The sequence below is a fragment of the Pseudomonadota bacterium genome (assembly GCA_039193195.1).
Classification (GTDB): Bacteria; Pseudomonadota; Gammaproteobacteria; order Steroidobacterales; family JBCBZW01; genus JBCBZW01.
This window is the reverse complement of record JBCCWS010000004.1, coordinates 20461-46078: the sequence shown is the minus strand read 5'-3', so window position 1 is coordinate 46078 and position 25618 is coordinate 20461. Positions and strand designations below refer to the sequence as shown.

Annotated in this window: 18 protein-coding genes; 7 read left to right on the top strand and 11 right to left on the bottom strand. The window is 62.9% G+C overall.

The features are described from left to right. Positions 1-68: 68 nt before the first annotated feature. The 4 genes from AAGA68_05700 to ppk1 form a co-directional block, all read right to left on the bottom strand. Entirely contained in the window at positions 69-803 is a 735-nt protein-coding gene (locus AAGA68_05700) for a hypothetical protein (protein ID MEM9384535.1), read from the bottom strand. Positions 804-1132: 329 nt separating this feature from the next. Then, positions 1133-1885, bottom strand: a complete 753-nt coding sequence (locus tag AAGA68_05695) for a ParA family protein (GenBank protein MEM9384534.1) — start codon at positions 1883-1885, stop codon at positions 1133-1135. Then, a complete protein-coding gene (locus AAGA68_05690; GenBank protein ID MEM9384533.1) occupies positions 1882-3438 on the bottom strand; it encodes a CHAD domain-containing protein in 1557 nt (518 codons plus the stop codon). Before AAGA68_05690 ends, AAGA68_05695 begins: the two co-directional genes overlap by 4 nt. Before the next feature lie 91 nt (positions 3439-3529). Continuing rightward, positions 3530-5857 (bottom strand): polyphosphate kinase 1, encoded by a 2328-nt coding sequence (gene ppk1, locus AAGA68_05685; GenBank protein ID MEM9384532.1) that lies wholly within the window; start codon positions 5855-5857, stop codon positions 3530-3532. Positions 5858-6023: 166 nt separating this feature from the next. Here ppk1 and AAGA68_05680 point away from each other — a divergent pair, with 166 nt between their 5' ends. After that, entirely contained in the window at positions 6024-6260 is a 237-nt protein-coding gene (locus AAGA68_05680; protein ID MEM9384531.1) for a DUF465 domain-containing protein, read from the top strand. A gap of 62 nt (positions 6261-6322) precedes the next feature. Here AAGA68_05680 and AAGA68_05675 read toward each other — a convergent pair whose 3' ends face one another. Both AAGA68_05675 and AAGA68_05670 read right to left on the bottom strand, forming a co-directional pair. After that, positions 6323-6901: a gamma-glutamylcyclotransferase gene (locus tag AAGA68_05675; protein ID MEM9384530.1), complete on the bottom strand. Its 579-nt coding sequence runs from the start codon at positions 6899-6901 to the stop codon at positions 6323-6325. A 3-nt stretch (positions 6902-6904) separates the two neighbouring features. Then, positions 6905-8068 (bottom strand): acyl-CoA dehydrogenase family protein, encoded by a 1164-nt coding sequence (locus tag AAGA68_05670; protein MEM9384529.1) that lies wholly within the window; start codon positions 8066-8068, stop codon positions 6905-6907. A 376-nt stretch (positions 8069-8444) separates the two neighbouring features. Between AAGA68_05670 and AAGA68_05665 the strand changes: the two genes are divergently transcribed. Beyond that, the gene (locus AAGA68_05665) at positions 8445-8750 is read left to right on the top strand and encodes a hypothetical protein (protein ID MEM9384528.1); all 306 of its coding nucleotides are present in this window, start codon (positions 8445-8447) and stop codon (positions 8748-8750) included. A gap of 49 nt (positions 8751-8799) precedes the next feature. On the opposite strand, the gene AAGA68_05660 is transcribed toward AAGA68_05665, so the two are convergent. Continuing rightward, positions 8800-10488, bottom strand: a complete 1689-nt coding sequence (locus tag AAGA68_05660; protein ID MEM9384527.1) for an amidohydrolase family protein — start codon at positions 10486-10488, stop codon at positions 8800-8802. A gap of 47 nt (positions 10489-10535) precedes the next feature. Continuing rightward, on the bottom strand, positions 10536-10838 hold the full coding sequence (locus AAGA68_05655; protein ID MEM9384526.1) for a hypothetical protein: 303 nt from the start codon (positions 10836-10838) through the stop codon (positions 10536-10538). Between the two features lie 189 nt (positions 10839-11027). On the opposite strand from AAGA68_05655, the gene AAGA68_05650 reads away from it, so the two are divergent. From AAGA68_05650 to AAGA68_05635, 4 genes are all read left to right on the top strand, one after another. Further along, the gene (locus tag AAGA68_05650; GenBank protein MEM9384525.1) at positions 11028-13220 is read left to right on the top strand and encodes a carboxy terminal-processing peptidase; all 2193 of its coding nucleotides are present in this window, start codon (positions 11028-11030) and stop codon (positions 13218-13220) included. Between the two features lie 339 nt (positions 13221-13559). Then, positions 13560-14714 (top strand): efflux RND transporter periplasmic adaptor subunit, encoded by a 1155-nt coding sequence (locus AAGA68_05645; protein MEM9384524.1) that lies wholly within the window; start codon positions 13560-13562, stop codon positions 14712-14714. Positions 14715-14845: 131 nt separating this feature from the next. After that, a complete protein-coding gene (locus tag AAGA68_05640) occupies positions 14846-18064 on the top strand; it encodes an efflux RND transporter permease subunit (protein ID MEM9384523.1) in 3219 nt (1072 codons plus the stop codon). Between the two features lie 28 nt (positions 18065-18092). Further along, positions 18093-21140 carry an efflux RND transporter permease subunit gene (locus AAGA68_05635; protein MEM9384522.1) on the top strand — a complete coding sequence of 1016 codons (3048 nt, stop codon included), beginning with the start codon at positions 18093-18095 and terminating at the stop codon, positions 21138-21140. A gap of 40 nt (positions 21141-21180) precedes the next feature. Here AAGA68_05635 and AAGA68_05630 read toward each other — a convergent pair whose 3' ends face one another. Continuing rightward, positions 21181-22275: a hypothetical protein gene (locus tag AAGA68_05630; GenBank protein MEM9384521.1), complete on the bottom strand. Its 1095-nt coding sequence runs from the start codon at positions 22273-22275 to the stop codon at positions 21181-21183. A gap of 120 nt (positions 22276-22395) precedes the next feature. After that, positions 22396-22875 carry a DUF1249 domain-containing protein gene (locus AAGA68_05625; GenBank protein ID MEM9384520.1) on the bottom strand — a complete coding sequence of 160 codons (480 nt, stop codon included), beginning with the start codon at positions 22873-22875 and terminating at the stop codon, positions 22396-22398. A 248-nt stretch (positions 22876-23123) separates the two neighbouring features. On the opposite strand from AAGA68_05625, the gene AAGA68_05620 reads away from it, so the two are divergent. Beyond that, positions 23124-24752, top strand: coding sequence for an alpha-D-glucose phosphate-specific phosphoglucomutase (locus tag AAGA68_05620; protein ID MEM9384519.1), 1629 nt, complete (start codon positions 23124-23126; stop codon positions 24750-24752). On the opposite strand, the gene AAGA68_05615 is transcribed toward AAGA68_05620, so the two are convergent. Further along, positions 24749-25594, bottom strand: a complete 846-nt coding sequence (locus AAGA68_05615) for a pyruvate, water dikinase regulatory protein (GenBank protein MEM9384518.1) — start codon at positions 25592-25594, stop codon at positions 24749-24751. The genes AAGA68_05620 and AAGA68_05615 overlap by 4 nt on opposite strands. Positions 25595-25618: the final 24 nt, after the last annotated feature.

Genomic DNA, 25618 nt, shown 5'->3' with positions numbered 1-25618 from the left:
CAACGCTGCTGATAGCTAATGAGAAGGAGGCGCAGGCGAGCCTCAGCTCACCTGCGCTACCGCCCCCGCTACGGCGCGGGAGTGACGCGGGTTTCAATGATGAACTGCATCATGTCGCCGTTGCGCTCAAGGTAGGCGCGCGCGCCGTGCACCGCGTGTGACGGATCATGGAATTCGAACATGGCGTCGGCCCCGGTCTCCGCCGGTGCGAACTGGGCGAACTGTGCATCGCGGCACAAGTTAGGGCCAGAGTAGTAGTCGAGGTTCGGATCTGAGCAGTAGGGCTCGAGGAAGTTGAGAATCTGATGTCGCAGCTCGCCGCGAACGGGATGCGCCTTGCCGTGATCCCGCACCACGAGGTGCACCTCTGCCTGGGGATTCTCGTATCCCCGCCCGAAGCCCATGGGATCGACCAGCGTCCCGCTCCCAAGATCCAAGCCGCCGCCGGCCGCTGAGCGATAGATCGCCCCGACCAAGCGAATTCCACCTCGATTGGTGGTGGTACCACCGGTGGCGAAGACCACGGCGATCTGTGCGGCCTCGTTGGGGGCGATCAGCCCAGGATCAGGCGCGCCATTCTCGATGGACTCTACGTAGGCCGCGCCAAAGATATCGGTCGGGCCGCACTGCTCGGCAGCGCCGGGATTTTCCGTGCAGGCATCGGGGTTGTTGAATATCACCCACCAGACGGTAATGGCGCGGCTAAAACCCGGGTCGTCGTGATGGTCGGCGACGGCCACTTGGGCACCGAGCGCCAGGGCGGAGCCGAGCAGTAGTGCGCGAGCTAGGTTACTTGAGGTCATACGGACCCTCCTTTAGTCCGGCCGGGGAGCGAGGAGTACGATCCAGCCAGCCCAGCCTACTGGCTCGCGATCGGTGTTGGCGCCTACTCGCGGCAGGGGGATAGCTCCACAAAGGGTGATGTCCCAAGCGCGGCAGGTGCCTTGTTATTTATGCGTCGCGTGACTTCTAGAACTGTCGGAACTCTAGCGCAATCGTTGCAAATAGGCGACGACTTTTTCGGATCATGCGTTGCGCATGTAGTCGTGGCCAACTCTGACTGACAAGTGCTGGTGGTAGAAGTGGCGCCACGCCAAGGCGCAGGGCGCGCCGATGGGAAGCCTCGTCGGAGTTAGCGCGCCGCCATTCGCAGCTTGATCTCGTCCCACATTCCGCGGTACGCCATGGCTGCATCACTAGTGCTCGCGAAGCGATCGACTGGCTGACGCTTGACCCCCATTCGCTCCACGTCGACGGCGTAAGGCACACCGTGGGTCAGCGGGCTTACCTTCCCGGGAAGCTCGCTGTCCATGATCTCTCGGTGCATCTGCTTGCGTCGGTCGCACATAGAGAAGAAGGGCAGCAGCTGCATAGATGAGGAACGCTTGCCATCAAGTTCTGCCAGCAGCTGCTCCCAGGTGCGCATGGACAGGGTTGTCGGCACGATGGGGATGATGAGTGCGTCTAGGCAGCGCAGCACGCTTTGCGTAAAGCGAGTGTAGCCGGCAGGGCAGTCGAGAAAGACAAAGTCGTAGTCGTGGCGCAGGGTCTTCAGGCGGGCCGCAAGGAGCTGATGCGGTTTGCTGATCTGATGCACGAGGCGCTCGAGCTTGCGGTGCTTAGGGTCCGCTGGAATCAGGTCGAGATTGGCGTAGTCGGTGCTGCGTACGGCGTGGGCGAGCCGGCCACGCTCGCGTAGCAAGCTCTTGACCCCACCACCGGCTGCCGGCTGCATACGGTAGTAAAAGCTGACGGCGCCTTGGGGGTCGAGATCCCAAACTAGCGTCCGTGCACCTTCGCAAGCAGCCAGGTAAGCCAAGTTGACCACCGTGGCCGTCTTGCCCACGCCACCCTTGATCGCGAAACTGCCGATAATCGACGTCATAAGTTGGCAAACAGGGCCTTGCTGAGCGCTCGCATCTCCTTGCCAGCGAAGGCCCCGAGCAACGTGGCCGCCTCTCGCCCAAGGCTCCGCTGCTTGCCTTGCAGCCCGGCGCGCAGCTGTCTGATCGCGCTCGCGACGGCCGGGGTCAGAGCGTCTTGCAGGCGCATCCGCTCGGACAGTGTGCTCAGCCGCTGCTCGTGAACGTAGCAGTCGTGGTGCGTGCCAAGCTGATCCTGCAGCAGTTTGAGCTGGCGGCGCAGCGCACGCACCTCGCGCCCCGGCAGGAGCGTGGCGAAGGCATCGAGCAGGTAGCGGCAACGCTTGGCGATGATGCGCGCGTCATGCAGCCCTTGCGCGTCCTCCCCGCTTCCTGCGTTGGCGGCCGCCTTGCGCAGCTTGCGAAGGCGGCGTCGGAGGCGCTCTCGTGCAAAGCCTTCGATGGGTAGCATCGCGTGCGCTAGGGGCGTGCGCCGAGGCACCGGCGAGGCAACGAAGTCCTGAAGGGAACTCACCAAGCGCTCGAAGCGTACGGATGCCAGGCGCTCGTGGAGTCGTTCGTAGGCTTGCTCCAGCTCGCGCGCGACGAAGGCCCGACAGTGGCTCGCAAAGGCATCGCGCACCGGCCCCTCGAGCATGTCGGCATACTCATCGAGGGATAGCACCAACACGTCGAGGTCGCGCGCGTCGCCGGTAATGTCCCCGAGCCACTTTAGGTCCCGGCGGTAGCGCTCGAGCGTACGCTTAGGGAACACGCCGTCGAGCTCACCGAGCAAGGCACGCGCGCGGCGCACAGAAGTGCGGAAGTCGTGAAGAAACTCCGCGTCCGTACGCGCCCGCACGCCGGGCAAATTGCACCGCATAACCCCGAAGAAGGCGGCTAGCAGCTGTCGTGCGCCCTCGTCCGTACGCGCTTGCGGCTCGAGGACCACGCGCGGGCGGACCACGTAGCTCGCCGGTCGCCGGCCACTGAACGCCAGCGCATCGACCATCAGATCCCGTGCGGCGAGCTGCAAGCCAAGCCGCTTCACCTCGCGGGTCAGCGCCTTGCAGCTTTCCTCGTAACCTCGCAGGGGCAGCAAGCGCAGCCGCCGGCTGACCACCGGAGCGGCTTTGGAATGATTGCCGTCTGCCAGACTCCCCGTCTCGAAGATCAGCTGAGCAAGCGTCTTGCCGTGTTCGTTCTCGAAGTTCAGCGTGTGTGCCTGCGTGCGCACGATCACCTGCGGCAACAGGGCGCGGGGCTCGGTGAACCCCGACAGGCGATCGCGAAACGCCCCGACAGGAAGCTCGTGAGCGAAGTGCGGCATACGCGCATTGGGCAGCACCCGCTCTGGTGCACCGTTCACCAAACAACGCCAGTGCAAGTGATTGGAGGAGCCGTTGCGATGCTCCTCCAGCACGTAGCCCTGGTTGAAGAGCCGCCAATCGAAGGTATCGAAGTAGCAGATCACCCATCGCTGGGCGCCGAGATCCTGCAGCGCAAAGCGCTGACACAGCGTGTCGGCGATGTCTGCCGCCGCGAATTCCTCGGGCAGCGCGTATTCGTGTCTCATTAATCCCCGCGTCCAGACGCGCGGGGCGTCTGCAACCGCAGCCGCTCAGCTCCCCGGCGCCGCTTGCTCGACGCCGTGCCGCCGCTTCCCGCTAGCGCGATCCATCGTCGCTTGGGAACCCCCTGGCGGAGCGACGCTCGAGGCGCCGACTGAACTGTCTGGCCAGCCTGTCGTTCAGGCTTTTTTCCCTGCGCTTCAACGCTGCGGACGCGCGTCTTGCGGCGATCGCGATCAGCGTTTCCTGGCTTCCCTGCTTTTCTCGATGAGTTGCCGGTTGCCGTTGTACGTACGTGCCGTCTGACCTCATATCCCAAGCGCTTCTCGCATCACCGAGCTGCACGTTGAGCATCAAGCGAAGCTGTGCTCGCAAATCTGCATCTTCGATCGGGGCGATCACCTCCACCCGCGATTCTAGATTGCGACGCATGATGTCAGCCGACCCTATCCAGTATTCCTCATCACCACCGTTGTTGAAGTAAAAAACTCTGGCGTGCTCAAGAAAGCGGCCAACAATACTGATCACTCGGATGTTCTCGCTTACACCAGCGAGCCCGGGCCGCAGCCGGCATGTATCGCGAATGATGAGGTCAATCGTAACGCCTGCCATCGACGCGCGATACAGGGCACGCACCACATCGACATCTTCGAGCGCGTTGCACTTAAATTGGATGCGCCCAGGATGAGTGTCGCTATGCCGCTCGATTTCGCGCTCGATGCGTGAAATCAGCCCGGCCTTCAAGGTTTCGGGGGCGCACAATACCTTCCCATAGCGTCGCGGAGTGGGATATCCCGTCAGGTAATTGAAAAGCTCTGTAACATCGGCGCCTATGCTTTCATCGCAGGTGAACAGGCCGATATCGGAGTACAACCGCGCGGTGCCCGAGTGGTAGTTTCCGGTGCCGATATGCATGTAACGGCGCAGACCGTCGTGGTCACGGCGCACCACGTGAATCAACTTCGTGTGGGTCTTTAGTCCCAAAACCCCGTAGGTCACGTGGACGCCTGCTTCCTCCAAGCGCTTGGCCCAACGGATGTTGGCCGCCTCATCAAAGCGGGCCTGCAACTCGACCAACACGGCGACGTGCTTGCGGTTGCGCGCAGCGTCCACCAGATACTGGATGACCTTTCCCTCGTTGGAGGTCCGGTACAACGTCATCTTGATAGCTAAGACGTCGGGGTCCAGAGATGCGGTACGAAGGAAGCGTTCCACGGACGAGGTGAAGGACTCGTAGGGATGTTGCACGAGCATCGGTCCGCCGGAGCGAATCAGCTGGAACATGTTGCGCGAGTCATGCGCGAGTCGCGGGTGATCAACCGGGTGATGTGGCGCGGGCTTCAGTGATGAGATATCGAGCGCGGCGATCTCGAACAGGCTGCGCATGGCGATCATCCCCCGCACGGGGTAAACATCCTCCGGCTGCAGGCCAAGCCGGGTCATTAGGGTCCTGCGCAGCTGCGGCCTCATCTGCGCATCCACCTGCAGTCGGACGATGGGCTTGAACGGCTGCTCCTCCAGGCCGCTTTCGATGAGCTCCAGTAGGTCACCGCTGTCGACTTGCGGCAGGTCCAGGCGTGCGTTGCGAGTCACGCGGAACAGGCTGCAGCTCTCCACCTGCATCCCGGGAAAGAGCAGATCCAGGTTGTTGGCCATCACGTCTTCGAGGAGGACGAAGCGGTTGCTGTGCTCCACCCGCTGCAAGCGCGGCACCACATCGTCAGTCACGGGCACCTTGACCCTCGCGATGCGCTGCTCGCGCTCCGCCGGATAGTGCATCGTGACCAGCAGGTTGAGTGCCAAGTTCGAGATGAAGGGAAAGGGGTGACCGGGATCCATGCCCAAGGGCGTGATCAGCGGATAGACGTTGCGAATAAAGTGGTCGCGCAGCTTGGTCCGCGCTCCAGGCGACAGATCTTGCCAACGACAGATTCCTATGCCGGCTGCATCCAAGTCCGCGACAACCTCCTCGAAGATCGCCTCGCGTTGGCGCTGCACCGCAGTAATCTTAGTGCGGCAGGCCTCGATCAGTTCGCTCGGCGTACGCCCGTCTGGGCTTCGATCGGTGATGCCCGCCATCACGAGGTTGCGCAAACCACCGATACGCTTCATGAAGAATTCGTCTAGATTGCCGCTTACGATGGCGAGGAATTTCACCCGCTCGAGCAGCGGCGTGCGCGAGTCACTGGCTTCGTTGAGCACCCGAAGGTTGAAGTCGAGCCAGGTCAGCTCGCGATTTAGGTACAGGGCCGGATCGTTTAAATCGATCGCGGCTGCAGCAGGTTTGGCGCGAGAGCGGGTGGGCGGATGTCGGGTGGCAGCACTCAGAGCAGGAGTCTCCTCATTTGGGGCGCCCCCCGCGGGCCCTTTGCGGCGGGACGACAAAGCCGAGACCGCGGCGCGTTCGAACCGCAGCGTCATCATCAGGCCCGGAATCGACCAGTCTACTACGCCTGGGCCGTCTTGCGACCTGACGCGTGGACCCGCGGCAGTCTCGTCATTAGACGTGCGTGACAGCCCGGGGCAGGTACGATAGATTCGAGTGAACTTCGACTTATCCGTCCACCCACCGCCCCTTCAGGAGGTGCGCATGATTGGAGAAAGTCACGACCTGGCCGAGGAATTCCCGGAGTATCGGGATCGTATCGCTACGCTGCGGGAGTCGAGCAACGAGTTCGCTGAGCTCTACGACGACTACCAACGGGTCAACAAGGAAGTTGTGCGAACGGGCCTTCGCCGCACCGTGCACTCAGACCGCTACACCACCGAGCTGAAACGAATGCGACTCCTGCACAAGGATCAGCTCTACGCAATGCTCAGGGCCTAGCACTTAGCCAAGCCTTCGCACCGGTCGAGCCGTCCACACCAGGCGGCTCGGCCGGCCGATACCTATTGGTATTGATCGGCCTCGAGTGCTCGAACAGCTCGTTCTAGCTCGAACACGTGGTTATCCTGTTCCTTCGCCGCGCGCAGGGCGCTCGCCAACCTGAAGAGGTAGTCTCGGTTAGTCCCGCTCGGCCCTTCTGCCTGCACTATTTGACGAGCGATCTGGGCTATGGGTGCGTCGCCAAGAAAGCACGGATTCGCTGCACTGGCACGGTAGGCCACAGCGCGTAGGCGCGACGGCGAGCCGTCGGGTGAAGCCACGTGCACATGCACCTCCTCGCGCTCGTAGCCCCCCTTCTCTCGATAGTCGAGCTGATCGAACACCTGGTGCTGAACCTGACTATTGATGCGATAGGCAACGCCCCAGCAACGCTGCTCCGCTGAGCGGACCAGCGTCACGACGCGACCTGGTCGTCCCGGTCTGCCACGGTGGTCTGTGGAGCCCTGCCAGAAGCGCCGAGCCCACCCGGTGATCCATCCGCCTGCGCGCTCATCGAAGGGGAAGTCTGGCCGCCAGAGCAGGGAGCCGTAGCCGAACACCCAGCTGGATACCGATCGATCTGCGGTCGGCGCTGACCTCAACGTCTATCGGAGCCCTGTTTCTTGGCGCGCGATCACCAAGCGTTGGATCTCGCTCGTGCCCTCGTAGATCTCCGTGATCTTGGCATCACGGAAGTAGCGCTCGACGGGCATCTCTTTGCTGTAGCCCATGCCGCCGTGGATCTGCACGGCATGGTGAGCAACAAACATGGCCGTCTCGGAGGCGAACAGCTTCGCCGTGCTGGCCTCGGTGGTGAAGCGTGCGCCTGTACGCGCTGACTCCATCTTGGCCCACGCGGCACGCAGCACCAGCAGGCGAGCAGCATCGAGGCGCGTCTTCATGTCGGCGATCTTGGCCTGCGTCATCTGGAAGCTGCCGATGCGCTCACCGAAAGCGGTCCGTTCCTTCGCATACTCGATCGAGGCTTCGTACGCTGCACGGGCGATGCCGAGCGCCTGCGCGGCGATGCCGACACGACCGGCGTCGAGCACGGACATGGCGATCTTGAACCCTTCGCCTTCTTCACCGAGGCGCCCCTCGACGGGGCAACGGTAATCAGAGAGTTCGATCTCACACGTAGCGGACGCCCGAATGCCGAGCTTCGGCTCGGTCTTGCCCCGGCTGAAACCGGGCTCCTGTGTGTCGATTACGAAAGCGGTGATGCCGCGCGCACCGGCATCAGCGTCGGTCTTTGCAAACAGCACCACGTAGCGAGCCACCGGGCCTGAGGTAATCCACTGCTTCTTGCCGTTGATGACGTAATGAGTGCCATCGTCGCTGAGCTCCGCGCGCGTGTTCATGTTGCTTGCGTCCGACCCCGACTGGGACTCCGTCAAGGCGTAGGCGCCGATCGCCTCACCCGACGCCACCGGAACGACGAAGCGTTGCTTCTGCTCTTCAGTTCCGTACTGGAGGATGCCGTTGCAGTAAAGCGAATTGTTCACCGAAATGATGGTGCCGTGGGCTGCATCCGCAGCGCATACCTCTTCCATCATCAGGGCATAACCGATCGTATCGAGGCCGGCGCCACCGTAGGCCTCAGGCACCTCGACTCCCATGAAGCCAAGTTCACCGGCCTTGCGGATGGTCTGCGTCGGGAACTCCCCGCTCTGATCGTGAGCAGCAGCGACCGGCGCGATCTCCTTCTGAGCAAACTCCCGCGCTGCGTCCTGGATCATGCGCTGCTCGTCGGTGAGTGCAAAATTCATGACTGGCTCCAACCAAAAAACTGCGGCGCAAGGATACCATGGGGCTCAGGTTACGGTGACGGTCGACGGATGCGCATAAGCGCTGATGCAATAGCGGTACGTAGCCTTTCGGGAACAGGATGACATCGCACCGTACGGCGCGATGATTAGGCCACTCGGTTCGCAAAGCGTTGCAGACCCACCGCTTATGACGTATACCGGTTTGTGGTTAGAAGATTACGTTAGTCGACGTCGTCGGTGATCTTTACAGGGACGTTGAGTCGGCAGCCGGAAGGCAGATCGTTGCGCGACGCAGAATCAAAAGTTTACGGGGGCGAGGCACGGCCGTTGCATTGCCCCTCGACAGGATCAGCAACGAAGTACGGCAGCACTAGTTATGGAACGTCGTCTCAATAAACGGTACAAGGGCAGCGGTTTCGTCTACGTCTGCACCAATGGTCAGACCCGGCGCAAACTCCCGATCGGCAACTTAAGTGCCCGTGGCGTGTTCGTCCGCTCTAGCGGCTACGCCTTGCCCCTCGACACCGCCGTCGACCTGGTATTCGTGGTCAACCTCGGCAGCGTCACCAAGCTCTACCATCGAAAGGCTGTGGTCGCGCATCGCTCCCGCGAGGGCATGGGGTTGTTACTCCACCGGACGATCCGACAAGGCGTCGAACCCTCCTTGCGCATGCACTCCTGAGCGGTGAGCTGCCGGTCGCGGTCCCGCGCCGGCAGCTGCATCGCGCGCCTCAGCGGGTACCACTCGCTTCATAAATTGGCTTTCCCGAAACCCACGTCGCTCCGACCCCGATCTTCCAGATTTCCTGAGACGGAATTTCTAAGGGGTCAGCGTCGATCAGGATAAAGTCCGCCCAATAGCCGCGATCGAGGCGTCCCTGGCGGTCCTCGGCGTGCGCGGCAAACGCCCCCTCGCTGGTGAATGCACACAGGGCTTCGGTGCGGGTCATCGCCTCCTCCACGATCCACCCGGCGGCGGGCCGACCGTCGCGGCTGCGCCTGGTCACCGCCGCATGCAGGCCGAAGAACGGGTTAGCCGGCTCTACGGGGAAGTCCGATCCCGCTGCGATCTTGGCGCCACCCTCGATCAGGCGTCGCCATGCGTAAGCACCGACCAGACGCTGCGGGTCCAGGCGCTTCACCGCCATGAACATGTCACTAGTGGCGTGCGTTGGCTGCATGCTCGCAATCACGTTGAGGTCCGCAAAGCGAGCAATGTCATCTGGGTGGATGATCTGGGCATGCTCAACACGGTGCCGTCGCACCGTGCGCTCATGCGGCGGCACCTGTGCGAACGCATCGAGCACCATGCGGTTGGCGGCATCGCCGATGGCATGCACGTTGACTTGGAAGCCACGCGCAGAAGTCTCCCTGACCAGGGCCGCCAGGGCCGAGTCGGCCTTGAACGCTAGGCCTTGGTTCCCGGCCTCGTCCGCGTAAGAGGCCAGTAGCGCGGCCCCGCGACTGCCTAGCGCACCATCCGCATACACTTTGACGCTGCTCACGGTGAGGTAGTCGTTGCCCTCCCCCACCAACGGCGCCTCAAGCGCGTCGCGCGCCGATTCCGCCAACATGGCGTAGACGCGGATCGGCAGCTCACCGGCCAACGCGAGCTCACGGTAGATGAGAAGATCCTGAGGCGTGATACCGGCATCGTGCACGCCCGTAATGCCTAGGCTCGCGAGCTCGGTCAGCGCCCTCACGATCGCGGCCTTGTCATCGGCTCGAGACGGCGTCGGTACGAGGAGCTCAACCAGATTGCCGGCAGCGTCGATCAGAACTCCGGTGGGGTTGCCTCGCTCGTCCACTTCCACTCGGCCGCCCACAGGCGCATCGTCAGCGCCCGTGATTTCCGCCACCGCCAAGGCCTTCGAGTTCACCCAGGCGGCGTGACCATCGATACGGCCGAGGTACACCGGGCGATCCTTGACCACACGGTCGAGATCGCTAGCCGTGGGAAACTTGCCGCCTGGCCACTGCTCCTGATTCCACCCACGACCCACTACCCAAGGTGCCTGTGGGTGAGCTTCGGCGTAGGCCGCCACGCGTTCGAGGGCCTCATCCAGTGATCGCGTTCCCACCAGGTTGACCCGGCCGCGCGCCTCGCCGAGGGCTCGCACGTGGCCGTGCGCGTCGATCAAGCCGGGTAGCAGCGTCTGTCCTGCCCCGTCCACGATCGACATGCCGACTGGCGCCGCGGCGCGTGCCCCGACCACCTCAGCCGCGCTGGACCAGCGTTCGGCCACCCGGCCCTGGGCATCGACCTGGATAGCCACGAAGCGAGCCAAGCGACCGTTCGCCTCGCAGGTGTATCCGTTTATGTTGTGGATCAGTGTCTGTGCGTGTGCCGGCCAGGCGAGCACCGCGATAAGAGGGCCAAGCCCAATCCCGCGGGCCAACAGCGACGTGGATCGAATCATGGATGGACCTCGATGTCCTGCGAATCCTTGAGCGCTATTGGCTCACTTTAGGCACCGCGCAAGGTGCCGAGGTTGGCGATAAGTAATGCCAGGCTACTCCAAAGGACTGCCTGTGCCGCCCAGCGCCACGGCAGACGACGCAGAAGGGAGACGAAACTCGCCGTACTCACTACGGTCAGACCGGTGAAGACCGCGAGCCACATGAGCTGCCCCTCTAGCTCCGCTCGCGCGGGGTCCAAGTCGCCAGAAAAGAGTAGTACGCCCTTGATCAACATGACCAGCAGCAACACGAGCAGGATGAGTCCAGATGAGCCGAACACGATCCCTGTCAAAAACGTCAGCGGATGCACGACGACGCTTTCCGTAAGCGCGCAAAGGCGCAATCGGCGCCCTTGATCGTGCGCGGAGCCGGGTCTAGTGTTGGTTTCAAGGTGCCGCGTTCGCCATCAACTGCGACTCGCAACGCAACAACTCCACAGCGCCCGAACTCGGGCGGTCTTGGCCTCAACACCACGCTAATCCCCCAGGTGAATGAACAGATGAGAAGTATTGCATTGCCCGCCCCAGCGCTACACAAGGCGCTCGCCCTGTTCACCCTGCTCTTGTTGGTCGCTGCCGCGCCCGGGTGGGCCGGTGAAGCAAAAGCCGATGAGGAGGCGATGCCGGCGGCGAAGGATAATGTGCTGGACCAGCCACTGGAAGCTCTGCAACCAGCACAGCAGCACAAGAAGATTGTGCAGGTAGTGACCGACTTGATGGATCAGTTTCACTACGCCGGCACGGAAATCGACAATGCGCTCTCCAGTCAAATTCTTGACGGTTATATCGATGCGCTCGACGGCAACAAGTTCTATTTTTTGGCGCAGGACATCCAGCGCTTCGAACGCTATCGCACCACCCTCGACGATTCCGTCCGCGCGGGGAACGTGGCTCCCGCCTTCGACGTGTTCAACCGCTACCGCCAACGGGTGCACGAGCGCATCGTGCATGCCATCTCGCTGCTCAGCGCCGAGCCCAACTTCACGATTGACGAAGCGTACTACTTCGACCGCGAAGATCAGCCCTGGGCCGGCACGACGGCGGAGCTAGACGAGATCTGGCGCCAGCGCGTAAAGAACGATGCGCTTAGCCTAATGCTGACCGGCAAGGAGTGGGACGGGGAAGACGGCGTCGCATCCACCTTACGCAAGCGCTACGAGCGCGTTCTGCGCCGGACCAGCCAGCTCACGGAGGACGAGGTATTCGAGAGCTTCATGAACGCATACGCGGACACGCTCGATCCGCACTCGAACTACTTCTCCCCGCGCAACACGGAGGAGTACCGGATCCAAATGAGCCTTTCCTACGAGGGCATCGGTGCGTCCCTGCAGCTGCGGGAAGACTACGTGACGGTAATGAACATCATCCCCGGCGGTCCCGCCGCGATCGACGGCTCCGTCGAGCAGAAGGACCGCATCACCGCCGTCGGCCAGGGCGACGAGGGCTCGCTGGTGGACGTGATCGGCTGGCGCCTCGACGATGTGGTCGAACTAATTCGCGGGCCAGGCGGCACCACCGTCCGTCTGCAGATCCTTCCAGCAGGAGCCGCGCCCGGCTCGGCTGAGAGGATCGTGGCGCTGGTGCGCGATGAAGTACGCCTGGAAGCGCAAGCGGCGAAGCGCGAAACTCTCGATATCGAACGCGGCAACAACGCTTACAAGGTTGGCGTTATCAAGGTCCCGAGCTTCTACCAGGATTACGCCGCCCGTCAGGCCGGGCGCAAGGACTACACGAGCACCACCCGCGATGTGCGCCGCCTGATCGGCGAGCTGAAGGAAGAAGGGATGGATGCGCTAATCGTTGACCTTCGCAACAATGGCGGCGGCCATCTGTGGGAGGCACGCGCCATGACGGGTCTGTTCATAGACGGCCCGGTGGTGCAGTTCCGCGAGACCAACGGCCGCGTTCGTCAACTCAGCGACATCGAACCTGGGGTCGCCTACGACGGTCCCCTGGCGGTGCTAGTCGATCGCTACAGCGCCTCCGCCTCGGAGATCTTCGCCGCCGCCATTCAAGACTACGAGCGCGGGGTTGTGATCGGCCAAAACACCTTCGGCAAGGGCTCGGTGCAAAACCTCTACGACCTAAACCGGTGGAGCACCAAGCGGGCCACCGGTGACATGGGCCAGCTCACCCTCACGATTGGCAAGTACTACCGCGTGACCGGCGGCAGCACCCAGCTGCGCGGTGTGGCCCCGGACATTCAGCTGCCCTCCCCGGTGGACGAAGATCTGGTCGGCGAGTCGACTCGCGAGACCGCGTTGAACTGGGACCAGATCGACGCCACGCGCTTCCGCCAGGGCACGCCGCTCGACACGCAGATCGTCAGCCTCGAGCGCTACCACGGCAAACGCGTTGCCGACGACCCGGACTTCCGCCTGTGGCAGACCGAGATCGAGGATCTGGAGGAGTTCAGCTCCCGCACGTCCGTATCCCTGAACTACGATACTCGCAAGGCCGAGCGCGATGACCGTCAGCAACGTCGCCTGGCACTCGAGAACGAGCGCCGCGAAGCACTCGGCATGGAGGCGCTAAAAGACGTGGAGGCCCTGGAGGACGTGGAGCCGGTAGACGTGATGCTGCATGAGGCGGCCGAGATCATCACCGACTACTCGAGCCTCTCCGGGCTGCTGCCACAGCGCACCGCGGCGAGCACGCCTGGTCCGAGCAAGGCCGAGGCGGTGATGAACTAGCCCGGTCAAGGCCCGAGTCCCGGCGTCTTATGCGATGCGCCTGGATCACTCGAGGCGAGGGGGAGTGGTGCCCAGAGGGTGCCCTCCCCCTTTTTTGTGGCACCGGCGCGAGCCCTGTCACCAAACGGGGATCGAGCGCCTACGTCTTGTTGGGATGTGCGCAACCAATCGCGGCAGTCGGACGTCGAAGGCAGGAGGATGCTCGCGGCCGTGCTGGGGACTTGCGCATACGTAGTTTGGTGTTATACTCATCTACAACACTAATTGACCACTACGGCAAACCGGTAACACGGCTAACTCTAGTAGCTGCGGACTGACCTGCACGGCGAGGCACCCCCCATGACTGACCCCAAGCTGCAACGACTGCCCCAAGCACTACCCAACGATCGAACCCTGCGCTTGCTTCCCCTGGCGCTCCTGCTCGGCTTCTCCTTGACCGCCGTGCTGACCGGCTGCAGTGCCGGCGAGGACGCGGAGCTTGCCGATGCCGACGAGGGGGAGGCTACCATTCCCGTCGAAGTGGCCGCCGTGCAGCGCGGTGACATTCTCGCCGTCTACTCGGCTACTGGCTCCCTAGAGGCCGAGCGCGACGCCGAGGTGGTAGCCAAGGTCGAAGGCCAAATCACTGAGATCCTTGTAGAGGAAGGCGATGTGGTGAAGGCCGGCGACGTCCTCGCCCGCCTCGACGGCGACCAGCTTCGCCTCGAACTGGCCCGGGCGCGGGCGTCCCTGGAGAAGCTCGAGGCGGAGTACGGACGTAACAAGGCCCTACACAGCAAGGGTCTAGTGACGAAAGAGGCTTACGACACGATCCACTTCGACGTGCGGGCCAATCGGGCCGATGCTGAACTCTCTGCCCTGCGCCTTGGATACACGCAGATCCGCGCTCCGATAGACGGCGTGGTCAGCGAGCGCATGGTCAAGGTGGGCAATACCATCACCGCCAACACCCCCACCTTCCGCGTGACCGATCTCGAGCCTCTTATCACAGAGCTTTTCGTGCCGGAACGCGAGTACCGCAAGCTCGCCGCGGGTCAGCAGGCGCAGGTCAAGGTGGACGCCCTCGGTGACGCTAGCTTCGCCGGGCGCATCGCCCGCATCTCGCCGGTGATCGATCCCACGACGGCGACTTTCAAGGTCACGGTAGAGACCACCGATGCTGGGGGGCGCCTGAGCCCTGGAATGTTTGCACGGATCAACGTGGTCTACGACGTGCACCCCGATGCCCTCCAAGTCCCGCGTGATGCGCTCGTCGACGGCGTCGGCGACCAGGCCGTCTTCGTTGTGGGCGAGGAGAACACGGCGGAGCGGCGCACGGTCGTCACCGGCCTCGACAACGGGGGGCGCGTAGAAATTCTCGACGGCCTGAGCGATGGCGAAGAAGTCGTCGTCGTCGGCCAGTCCAGCCTGCGCGACGGCGGTCAAATCAACGTGGTCAACCGCCGCGTAGAACCGATCACCGAAGCGTTCGCCGGGGATCTCTTCCAACCCTAGTAAGGGTTCTAGGTGACGGGCCGCCTGACTGCCGGCGGCCCGCTCACCCCGCTCAACGCCACCCCTAGCCTCGTCCACCAGGGCGCGGCCTGCCACTATTCCGAGCGCCTAGTCCACGGGAGGATCCGCGCATGACTCTCGCCGAACTCGCTACCAAGCGGCGCGTCACGGTCATCATGTTCACGACGGCAGTGATCCTCTTCGGCCTGGTGTCCCTAGGGCGGCTCAACGTCAACCTGCTGCCGGACATCGCCTACCCTACGCTCACCGTGCGCACGGAGCTCACCGGCGCAGCACCCCAGGAGATCGAAAACCTGCTCAGCAAACCGATCGAGGAATCGGTGGGTGTGATCAAGAATGTTCGCCAAGTTCGATCCGTCTCCCGCTCCGGTCAGTCCGATGTGATCTTGGAGTTCCTCTGGGGTACCAACATGGATCTGGCCGCAGTTGACGTGCGTGAGAAGCTCGACACGCTACAGCTCCCGCTGGAAGCAAAGCGCCCATTACTACTTCGCTTCGACCCCTCCTCGGAACCCATTATGCGCCTGGCCCTAATGGACACGGCCTCGGACGAGAGCCAGGTCGAGTCCGGTGAGGCGCGTCTGAAGTGGCTGCGGCGTTTCGCCGAGGACAATCTCAAGACCGACCTGGAGGGAATCGAGGGTACGGCCGCGGTGAAGGTGAGCGGCGGTCTGGAGGACGAGATCCAGATCCTGGTCGACGAGGACAAGGTAGCGGCCCTCGGCTACTCCATCGATACGATCGCACAGCGGATCCGGGCGGAGAACGTCAATCTCTCTGGCGGTCGCCTCGAGCAGGGCTCACAACGCTTCTTGGTGCGCACGCTCAACGAATTCACTAGCATTGAGGACATCGCCCGCACGATCATCGCCACGCCAGAGGGGCGCACCGTATTCCTGGATGATGTCGCAACTGTCATTCGCGGCTACAAGGAGCGAGAGGCCGTCACCCGAGTCGACGGCCGCGAGTCCGTCGAGCTTGCGATCTACAAAGAAGGCGATGGCAATACGGTGCAGGTCGCCTCGCGGTTGCAGACGCGTCTGGAGACCGTCCGTGAAGCGCTGCCCGAGAGCCTAGAGCTTAGAAGCCTCTACGATCAATCGCGGTTCATCAACGCAGCCATCAGCCAGGTGCGTAACGCCGCCCTGGTCGGCGGCCTACTCGCCGTGCTGGTGCTGTTCCTTTTCCTTCGCGACCTCCGCTCGACGCTGATCATCGGGCTCACGATCCCGGTTTCGGTGATCGGTACCTTCATCGCCATGTACAGCTTCGATCTCACGCTCAACATCATGTCGCTGGGCGGTATCGCCCTCGCGGTCGGGTTGCTGGTCGACAATTCCATCGTGGTGTTAGAGAGCATCTTCCGCCGCCGAGAGTTCGGCGAGGATGTCGTGAGCGCAGCCCAGCATGGCACGGACGAGGTTGGTACTGCGATCACCGCTGCCACCTTGACCTCGATCGCGGTGTTCTTCCCAATGGTGTTCGTCTCTGGGATCGCCGGTCAGCTGTTCCGCGATCAAGCATTGACGGTGACCTTCGCCCTCGCCTTCTCACTGCTGGTCGCGGTCACGCTGATTCCGATGCTCGCCTCCGTCGGCGGCGGCGAACGCTTCCAAGAAGCGAGCGGCGCGGAACCGCCGGGGCGCTTCACCCGCGGCTTCTCGTTCGTCGTGCGCTGGCTTGCCCGCGCCGTCGGCGCCGTGACTTGGGTCGTCTTCAGCCTCCTGCTGCGCCCCTTCACCTGGCTGTTCCGACGCGCCTACGAGTTGGTTGCCGGCGCCTACCGGCCGGTGCTCGCAGGCGCCCTACGCCATCGCCTAGTGGTGACGTCGATTGCGGTGGCAATCTTCGCCGGTACGATGACCCTAGTACCTCGCCTGGGCACGGAGCTGATTCCCCAGCTCAGCCAAGGGGAGTTCAACGTCGACCTGCGCCTGGCCCCTGGCGCGCCCCTCGCGAGCACGGATAAGGTGGCCCGAGAAGTGCAGATGGCGGCCCAGGATATCCAGGGCTACGACCGTGCGTTCTCCGTCGCCGGCACTGGCAATCGCCTGGACGCCAACCCCGTGGACGCCGGCGAGAACACGGCCCAGCTCAGCATCAAGCTCGAGGCGGGGGCCAAGCGCGCCGCGGAAGCCCAGGCGATGCAGGTGTTGCGCGAGCATCTCGAGCAGCAGCCGGGCGTCGAGTACGAGTTTAGCCGGCCTGCCCTGTTCTCCTTCAGCACACCCCTGGAAGTTGTGCTGCGCGGCTATGAGCTCGATAAGCTGCAGGCGACCAGCGAACGCGTTGCCGAAACCCTACGCGGCTCGGATCGCTTCGCCGATGTGCGCACCACCATGCAGTCTGGCCAGCCCGAGATCCAGATTCTCTTCGACCACGAACGGGCCGCGCGCCTAGGCCTCGCGGTGAGGGATATCGCGGACGAGGTCGTGGCCAAGGTCCGCGGCGAGCTTGCCACGCGCTACACCCTGCGCGACCGCAAGATCGACGTGCTGGTGCGCTCCCTAGATACGGAGCAGGCCTCGATCCAGGAGGTGCGCGAGCTGATCGTCAATCCCCTATCCGAACGTCCCGTCACCCTCGAGGCCGTGGCCGATGTGCGCATTGCCGCCGGACCCGCGGAGATCCGCCGCGCCGATCAGGAGCGCGTCGCCTTGGTTCGCGCGAACCTGGCTCACGGGGATCTCGGCGAAGCGGTCGATAAGCTCGACTCATTGCTCGCCAACGTACCCATGCCGGGCGGCGTCACCGCTCAGATCGGTGGCCAGAACGAGGAGATGGAGGCGTCCTTCCAATCCATGCGCTTCGCCCTGTTAATGGCGGTGTTCCTCGTATACCTCGTGATGGCCTCACAGTTCGAGTCGCTCATCCATCCGTTCGTCATTCTGCTCACCGTGCCGCTAGCCCTGGTCGGTGCCGTGCTCGGACTCACGGTCACCAACACGAGCATCAACGTCGTCGCGCTCATCGGCGTGATAATGCTCGTCGGCATCGTCGTCAACAATGCGATAGTACTCGTGGACTACATCAACCAATCGCGGATGAAGGGCATGCCACGAGAGCAGGCGATCATGGAGGCGGGCCAGGCGCGCCTGCGGCCAATCCTCATGACCACGGCGACCACCGCCCTTGGTCTGCTGCCAATGGCCCTCGGCATCGGTGAAGGAGCCGAGATCCGAGCACCGATGGCCATCACCGTGATCGGCGGCCTGCTCGTGGCCACGGTGCTGACCTTGGTCGTAATACCCGTGGTGTATTCGCTCCTAGACCGCAAGCGCTACGCCGCCCCCGCAAGCAGCAATAACAACGCCCTGGCTGTCAGCTAGGCCCGACGAGCATCAAGGAGATCAGCCGATGAAGCACACGCGTCTGGCCCTCAGCCGCCCCGTCGGCACCGTGATGATCTTCATCGCCTTGGGTCTGGTCGGATTCATCTCCGCGCGCCAGCTGTCCCTGGAGTATCTACCGGACATCCAGTTCCCTGGGTTGTTCGTGCAGATTCCCTACGCGGGCTCTACGCCTGAGGAAATCGAAGAGCGCATCACCCGACCCGTGGAGGAGGTGCTGGCTACGCTGAGCGGTGTCAAACGCATCGAGTCGACCACGACGCAAGATCAGGCCGAGATCTTCCTTGAGTTCGACTGGGACACCGACGCCTCCGCCGGGGGCATCGAGGCGCGCAGCAAGATCGATGCGATTCGTGACGAACTGCCCGCCGATATCCAGCGCATCTTGGTCTTTACCGGGTCGCTCGGCGATCAACCGATTCTACAGCTACGTATCTCCTCTGAGCGCGATCTTTCAGATGCCTACACGATGCTCGAACGCGAGCTTAAGCGTCCGATCGAGCGCCTACCAGGGGTGTCGCGGGTGGAGCTCCAAGGGGTTGAGCCGCGCGAGATTCGCATCCTATTGGATTCCGATCGCGTAGCCGCCTACGGGGTCGACCTGGGCGCCCTCGTCGAGCTTTTGCGCAAGAGCAACTTTGCCGTCAACGCTGGTCGAATCACCGACGGCGGGCGACGCCTGAGTCTGCGCCCCCAAGGAGAGTTCCGCTCCCTGGACGACGTGCGCAACATCGCGGTCAACGGCAGCGTGCGCCTGGGCGATATCGCCAACGTCAGAGTCACCGCCCCGGAGCGCGACTACGGACGCCACTTGAACGGCACCTACGCGATCGGCTTAGCCGTGTTCAAGGAGACCGAAGCCAACATGGTCGACGTCGCCGAGCGGGTGGTTGAGGAAGTCGAGCGCATCGGCGAAAAGCCCATGATGCGCGGCGTATCCCTGTTCGAGTTGGAAAATCAGGCGGATGGGGTCAAGACCTCGCTCGCCGACGTGCTACGCTCCGGGCTGATCGGCGCCCTCCTCGCCATCGCCGTACTCTACCTATTCCTGCGCCAGCTCTCTACGACACTGATCGTCACCCTGTCGGTGCCCTTCTCGCTGCTGATCACCTTGGGTGTGATGTACTTCTCCGGGCTCACCCTGAACATCCTCACCATGATGGGCCTAATGCTGGCGGTGGGCATGCTGGTCGACAACGCCGTGGTGGTCACGGAGAGTGTCTTCAAGTACCGTCAGGAACACCCTGATGAACCGCCTACGCAGGCCACTATCAAGGGGGTAAGGAACGTGGGCATCGCCGTCCTCGCCGGCACGGCCACGTCAGTCATCGTGTTTCTCCCGATCTTGTTCGGGATCAAAGCGGAGATCACGATCTTCCTTTCCCACATGGCGATAACCATCGTCGCCTCGCTTGTCGCCTCGCTGATCATTGCGCAAACGCTAGTGCCGATGCTCGCTGCCCGCGTGGCACCTCCGCCACAGAGTCAGCGATCGAGTGTCATGCGCCGGCTCACCGACCTCTATGTGCGACTGCTCGACGCCTGCCTGCGCCGACCCTGGCTCTCCCTCTTTGCGATCGTAGTGATCGTGGTGAGCGTAGCGATTCCGGCCAAAGTGGTCACCTTCGATATGTGGCCGGAAGACGGGCAACGACGGCTGATGCTCCATTACCACGTCGACGGCGTGTACCCCGTCGAGCGTACGGAAGCCCTGGTCAACGACGTGGAGGCGTTCCTAGACGCGCATCGCGAGGAGTTTGAGATCCGCGACGTCTACAGCTACTTCGATACGGTCCAAGCGCAATCATCAATCTTGCTGTCGCCTAGGGAAGAGGCTGTGCTATCGGCCGCTGAGATCAGAAAACGCATCGAGGACGGGCTGCCGACCCTGGCGATCGCCGCCCCAAGCTTCGAGCAAAATCGCCAAGGCGGCAGCGAGGGGTTCAGCCTACAACTCAGCGGCGACTCGATGGACGTGCTAGCGCCGTTGACCGACGAGCTGGTGCGCGCGCTGGCTAGCATCGACGGGCTCACCAACATACGTTCCGACGTCCGTGACGGCGATGAAGAGGTACGGATCGTCGTCGACCGCGAGCGAGCGATGAAGTTTGGCCTCTCGGCGCAGACCGTCGCCTCCTCAGTCGCCACCGCCATGCGCGGGGAAAACCTGCGCGAGTTCCGCGGCACCGATGGCGATGTCGACATGCGCCTAGCGTTCCGCGACACCGACAAATCCGATCTCGAGAGCCTGCGCCGCTTGCCCCTATTTGCCGCCGACGGAGAGCAGATTTCCCTAGCGGCTGTCGCCGACCTGCAGGTGGTGAGGGGTGCCCGCCGGATCAAGCGCGTGGACCGGGCGACCGCAGCCGTGATTAGCGCCGACCTGCGTGACCTTACCCTCGATGAGGTCAAACCACGCGTTGAGTCCCTCATGGCACAGTTCGATCTGCCGCCTGGCTACAAGTGGAAATTTGGCCGTGGATTCTCGCGAAATGACGAGACCGGACAGATCATGCTCGTCAACACCTTGCTCGGAATTGCATCGATATTTCTGGTGATGGCCGCCCTGTTCGAGTCCACGCTCCTGCCGATGTCAATCATCACCTCGATCGTGTTCTCAATCATCGGCGTGTTCTGGTTCTTCATGCTGACGGGCACCTCGTTCTCGTTCATGGCGACGATCGGGATCCTGATCCTGATCGGCGTCGTGGTGAACAACGGCATCGTACTCGTTGATCACATAAACAACTTACGACTCGAGGGCGTACCGCGACGACAGGCGATACTCGATGCGGGACGCGATCGCCTACGGCCCATCCTGATGACCGTGGCCACCACCGTGCTAGGGCTGCTCCCGCTAGCTGTGGGCGACACGCAGGTCGGCGGAAACGGCCCGCCCTACTACCCAATGGCGAGAGCCATCATCGGTGGGCTGGTGTTCTCCACCGTCACCTCCCTGCTCATCGTGCCACGCGTATACGTGTGGTTCGATCAGCTGGATAACTGGTGGCGCATGGTGATCCGCACCGCATTCAGGACGGCCCGCACCGCCTAGCACGATGCGGCCGAGAACGCCGGGCTAGCGAATTCTTATACTAGGTGATGAGGGCCTCGCTGGCCGACCAGTAGTCGTCAGCGAGAATATTAACGTCGACCTGAACGCCGGCCTGACCTTGGTGAAACTCCAGCGGAAAGGTCGCCATGGACTCGACCGTTGGCACGGTCGCCTGATCGCCCTGAAACTGAGCCTTCAGCTTCAGGTGCCGCGCACGCAGCTTTAGCTCATCCGCGTAACCGCGCTTGTTGGCCATCTGCTGCATGGATCGTTCGATGATCTCCATTAGTGCTTCACAGTCGCGCTGGGAACCGTAGGCCACCTCCGTGACCGACGCCGACATCGCCTTGCGACTGAACGCGGCCAAGGAGTTTTCCGAGAACTCGACGAAAAGATACTGGGCAAAGGCCAGCACCGCGAGGTTGATCTTGCGCCTCGCCTCCACGCTCAGACCTGAGAAATCAGGCGGCTGTTGATCTAGCTGCGCCTTTCGCTCCTGGCGAAGCTGATCGACGCGACCGCGGATCTCCGTGACCACCGCTTCCTGGTGGGAGAGCTCATCGCGGACGCCGCGACGCTTGAAGTGATTCCAGAATCCCTTCAAGGCCTTTAGCCGTGCCTGCTGATCAAGAATCGTCTGCCGTTCTCGGGCGTACTCTTCGCCGATGCGCGCTAGACGCTCGTCGAAGACTGCTAAGCTTTGCTGCTGTTGAGCGCGAAAGCCCTGCGCTCGATCATCGCGTTCGCGACCTAAGTGTTGCTCCTGAAGCTGCTCGGAGAATTCTATCAGCTGGTTATGGCAGAAACGCCACAGGCCACGAAGCTGGAAGTACACCAGCGCCGGGTATGCCGTCTCGCGTTCGCTCAGGCGCTGCTCCAAGGCAGCCAGTCGTTGGTTGCTCTGCGCTGGGTCCGCCTCGATGGCAGCCAGGCGCTCGCGAAGGTGGTCACACTCCGAGCGCAATTCGGAAAAGGCTTTCTTCAGTTCGGCCCGGTTCTTGAAAAGCGCTACCAGACGGTCGTCCGCGTCCCCGTTCGTGGGGACGGGATCGAGGCCCGTAACCTCATCCAAAGCGACGGGGCCAGCTTCGGCCCCGGTGGGGCCAGCACGTTTGCGCACGAGTTTTGAAAGCAAATCCGGCATCACTGCGACAGGCCGTTGGAACGTCACCTAGCCCGTTAGGGCAAACCGCGAATAGTAATGGCTGGCACGTCCCCGCGTGGGCACACGGGTCACACAATGGTGGCTACCGCGTTAGCGCAGGTGCCCCGCTCCAACCGCGAAGCGATGGCCACGATCCGCGCAGTACTCCAACCACTTGTTGAGCATGATGTTCCGAGTCCACCGACGGCGCAACTCCGCGCCCGTGTGAGTATCGAAGTGACTCAGTGCGGGGTGGAACCTTCGGCCACCGCACGCCATCGCCTCGGCGAGACGCGCATCACGGTAAACACGCACGCTCAAGTCGGGGTCAGCGACTTGCTCATCGTGCTCCACGAAGCGGTAGGTGAGGTGCAGGGTGGTGGTGTAGGAGCTGACCTCGGTCACTCTCAGGTAGAGAGTGCAATCGCCCTCCACATCGGAGCGGTAGTCGCGCCCGACAACTCCGAGCCCACCCAGCGGTTCGATGATCCAGGATAGACGCAGGAAGTTACTCTCGTACAACGACATGAGCGCCGCAAAACTCTTCGGCGGCGCGAGCGTTGGCGTGAGTATGGCGCTGTCGGCGACCACGAATCGCTGTCTCCGGTGGGTCACTTTCGCTGGACTATAGCATAGGGATCTGGCGCTACCGCCAGCGTGAGTAAACCATGACGAGACCCATGTCACCGAGCGCGCTTCCGCGGAGATTGCGCGGGCCCAACCCTTGCCTGGAACCGCGACTTCGTGTAGGGGTTTGTGCGTTACACGGTATTCTCAGCGCGCGTTGCCTGCGCAGCCCCACGGCTTGGCCCGCTACCGTACCGCAAGAGCACTAGTTTATGGATCCGATCACCGTCTCCACCGTCCCCTTCGACGATCAACGCCCAGGTACGGCGGGCTTGCGCAGGCGCGTAGCGGTGTTCAAGCAGACCCATTATCTGGAGAACTTCGTCCAGGCCACGCTGAATGCGTGCTTTGCGAAGGGCAGCACTCTGGTCATCGGTGGAGATGGTCGCTACTTCAACGACCGCGCTATTCAATCGATCATCCGCCTGAGCGCTGCGCACGGCATCGCACGGCTGATTATCGGCCGCTGGGGCTGGTTGTCCACCCCGGCCGCAGCGAATCTGATCGCCACGTGCGACGCGGATGGCGGATTGATCCTAACCGCGAGCCACAACCCGGGTGGCCCGAGTGGCGACTTCGGGATCAAGATCAACGTGCGTGGTGGCGGGCAGGCGAGTGCGAGCTTGGCAGACGAGATATGGCGGCACACGAAAACCCTGCGAGAGTATCGCCTCGTCGAGGCTCCCGACGTCAGCCTGGAACAACTGGCCCAGCACGACTTCCACGGCATGCGGATCGACATCGTGGAGCCGCTGGCGGACTACTGCGCGATGCTGGAAAGACTGTTTGATCTTGATCGCCTACGGGAATTGATCGGACGCGGATTCCGTATGCGCTTTGATGCGATGCATGCGATTACCGGTCCCTACGCCAAGCGCTTGCTGGAGGGCACGTTAGGTGCGCCGCCAGGAACCGTGATCAACGCGTCGCCCAAGGAGGACTTCGGAGGCGGTCACGCAGACCCGAATCCCGTGGACGCTGCGGCTCTGGTCGATTTCATGAGCGGCGACCGGGCGGTCGACTTTGCAGCCGCCTCCGACGGCGATGGTGATCGAAACATGATCCTCGGTCGCCGCTTAGTGGTGTCCCCGGGCGATAGCTTGGCGATGCTCGCAGCACACGCCACGACGGCACCTGGCTATCAGGGTGGGCTGGCGGGAGTAGCCCGCTCCATGCCCACAGCGCGCGCGGTCGATCGCGTCGCGCACGCCCTGAAGATACCGTGCTACGAAACCCCTACGGGGTGGCGATTCTTTGCCTCCTTACTGCAAAGTCAGCGCATCACCCTGTGCGGCGAAGAGAGCTTCGGCACGGGCTCGAGCCACGTGCGCGAGAAGGACGGTCTGTGGGCCGTGCTGTTTTGGTTGAACGTGATCGCGGTGACCGGGCGCTCTATCGATCAGCTCGTGCGTGAGCACTGGGCCCGCTTTGGCCGCGACTTCTTTGCCCGCCACGACTACCACGTGGGCGAACGTGAGCGCGCAGCGCAAGTGATGTGCTCTCTCGAAGAGCGGCTAGGCGCCCTCGCGGGCAGCAGAGCAGGCGCCCTCACGGTGGCCAACGCGCTTCGCTTTGACTATACGGATCCGGTGTCCGGAGAGGTCGCCACCAACCAGGGGCTGATCGTCCACTTCACAAACGGAGCTCGCGCAGTGTTTCGACTCTCCGGCACTGGCACCGGAGGTGCGACGCTTCGCCTGTACGCGGACCGTCACGTCACCGAGCAGCGAGACCTCAACCGGGACCGTCACACGATGCTCGGCGAGACCACCACGGCGGCCGCAGAGCTGGCTGAACTTGCCCGCCACACGGGCCTGGATCGACCGAGCGCGGTGATCTAGTCGCGTCGGGCGCGTACGGGCAGGCGCATGCGACTGACCATACGCGCCGCCACCTCTTCGACGGAGGAATGGGTGGTATTGGTGTAGGGCACCGCGTGGCGTTTGAACAAGGCTTCGGCCTCGCGCACCTCGAAGCGTATCTGCTGCGGCGAGGCGTAGCGACTGTTCGGCTTGCGATCCTCGCGAATCTGCACCAGGACCTGCGGCTCTATCGTCAGGCCGTAGAGCTTGCGCTGATAGGGACGAATCGGTGCCGGCAACCCTCGCCCATCGCGATCGAAGTGCTCCTCCGTGAGGGGGAAATTGGCAGCGAAGACGCCGTAGTGCAAAGCGAGGTAGAGGGAGGTCGGTGTCTTGCCGGAGCGAGACACGCCCACCAGAATCACGTCTGCGTCCTCGTAGCTCTTCGGCTGCAGGCCATCGTCGTAGGCGAGGGAGAAGTTGATCGCATCGATCCGTGCCCGATAGACGGCGTCATCGGCCTGGCCGTGGGCGCGGCCTGTGGTATGCGTGGACGCGACCCCGAGTTCCTCCTCCAGGGGACCGATGAAGGCGTCAAAAAAGTCCAAGAAGTAGGCTTCAGCAGTCTGCAGAACGTGGCGGATGCGATCGTCGACGAAGGTCGCGCAGACGAGGGGCCGCTCCCCCTCGAGTTCAGCGGTCAAGTTGATCCGGCGGATCGCTTCGCGGGCCGCTTCGTCATCGGAGACGAAGGGCATCGTGATCATCCGAAACTCGATGTCCTCGAACTGGGTCAGCAGGCTCCGCCCCATGGTCTCAGCGGTGATTCCCGTCTGATCCGACACGAAGAAGACCGTGCGCTTTTTCGCCGCTGCCGCCACCGGTGCACGTTCCTGAGCTAAAAT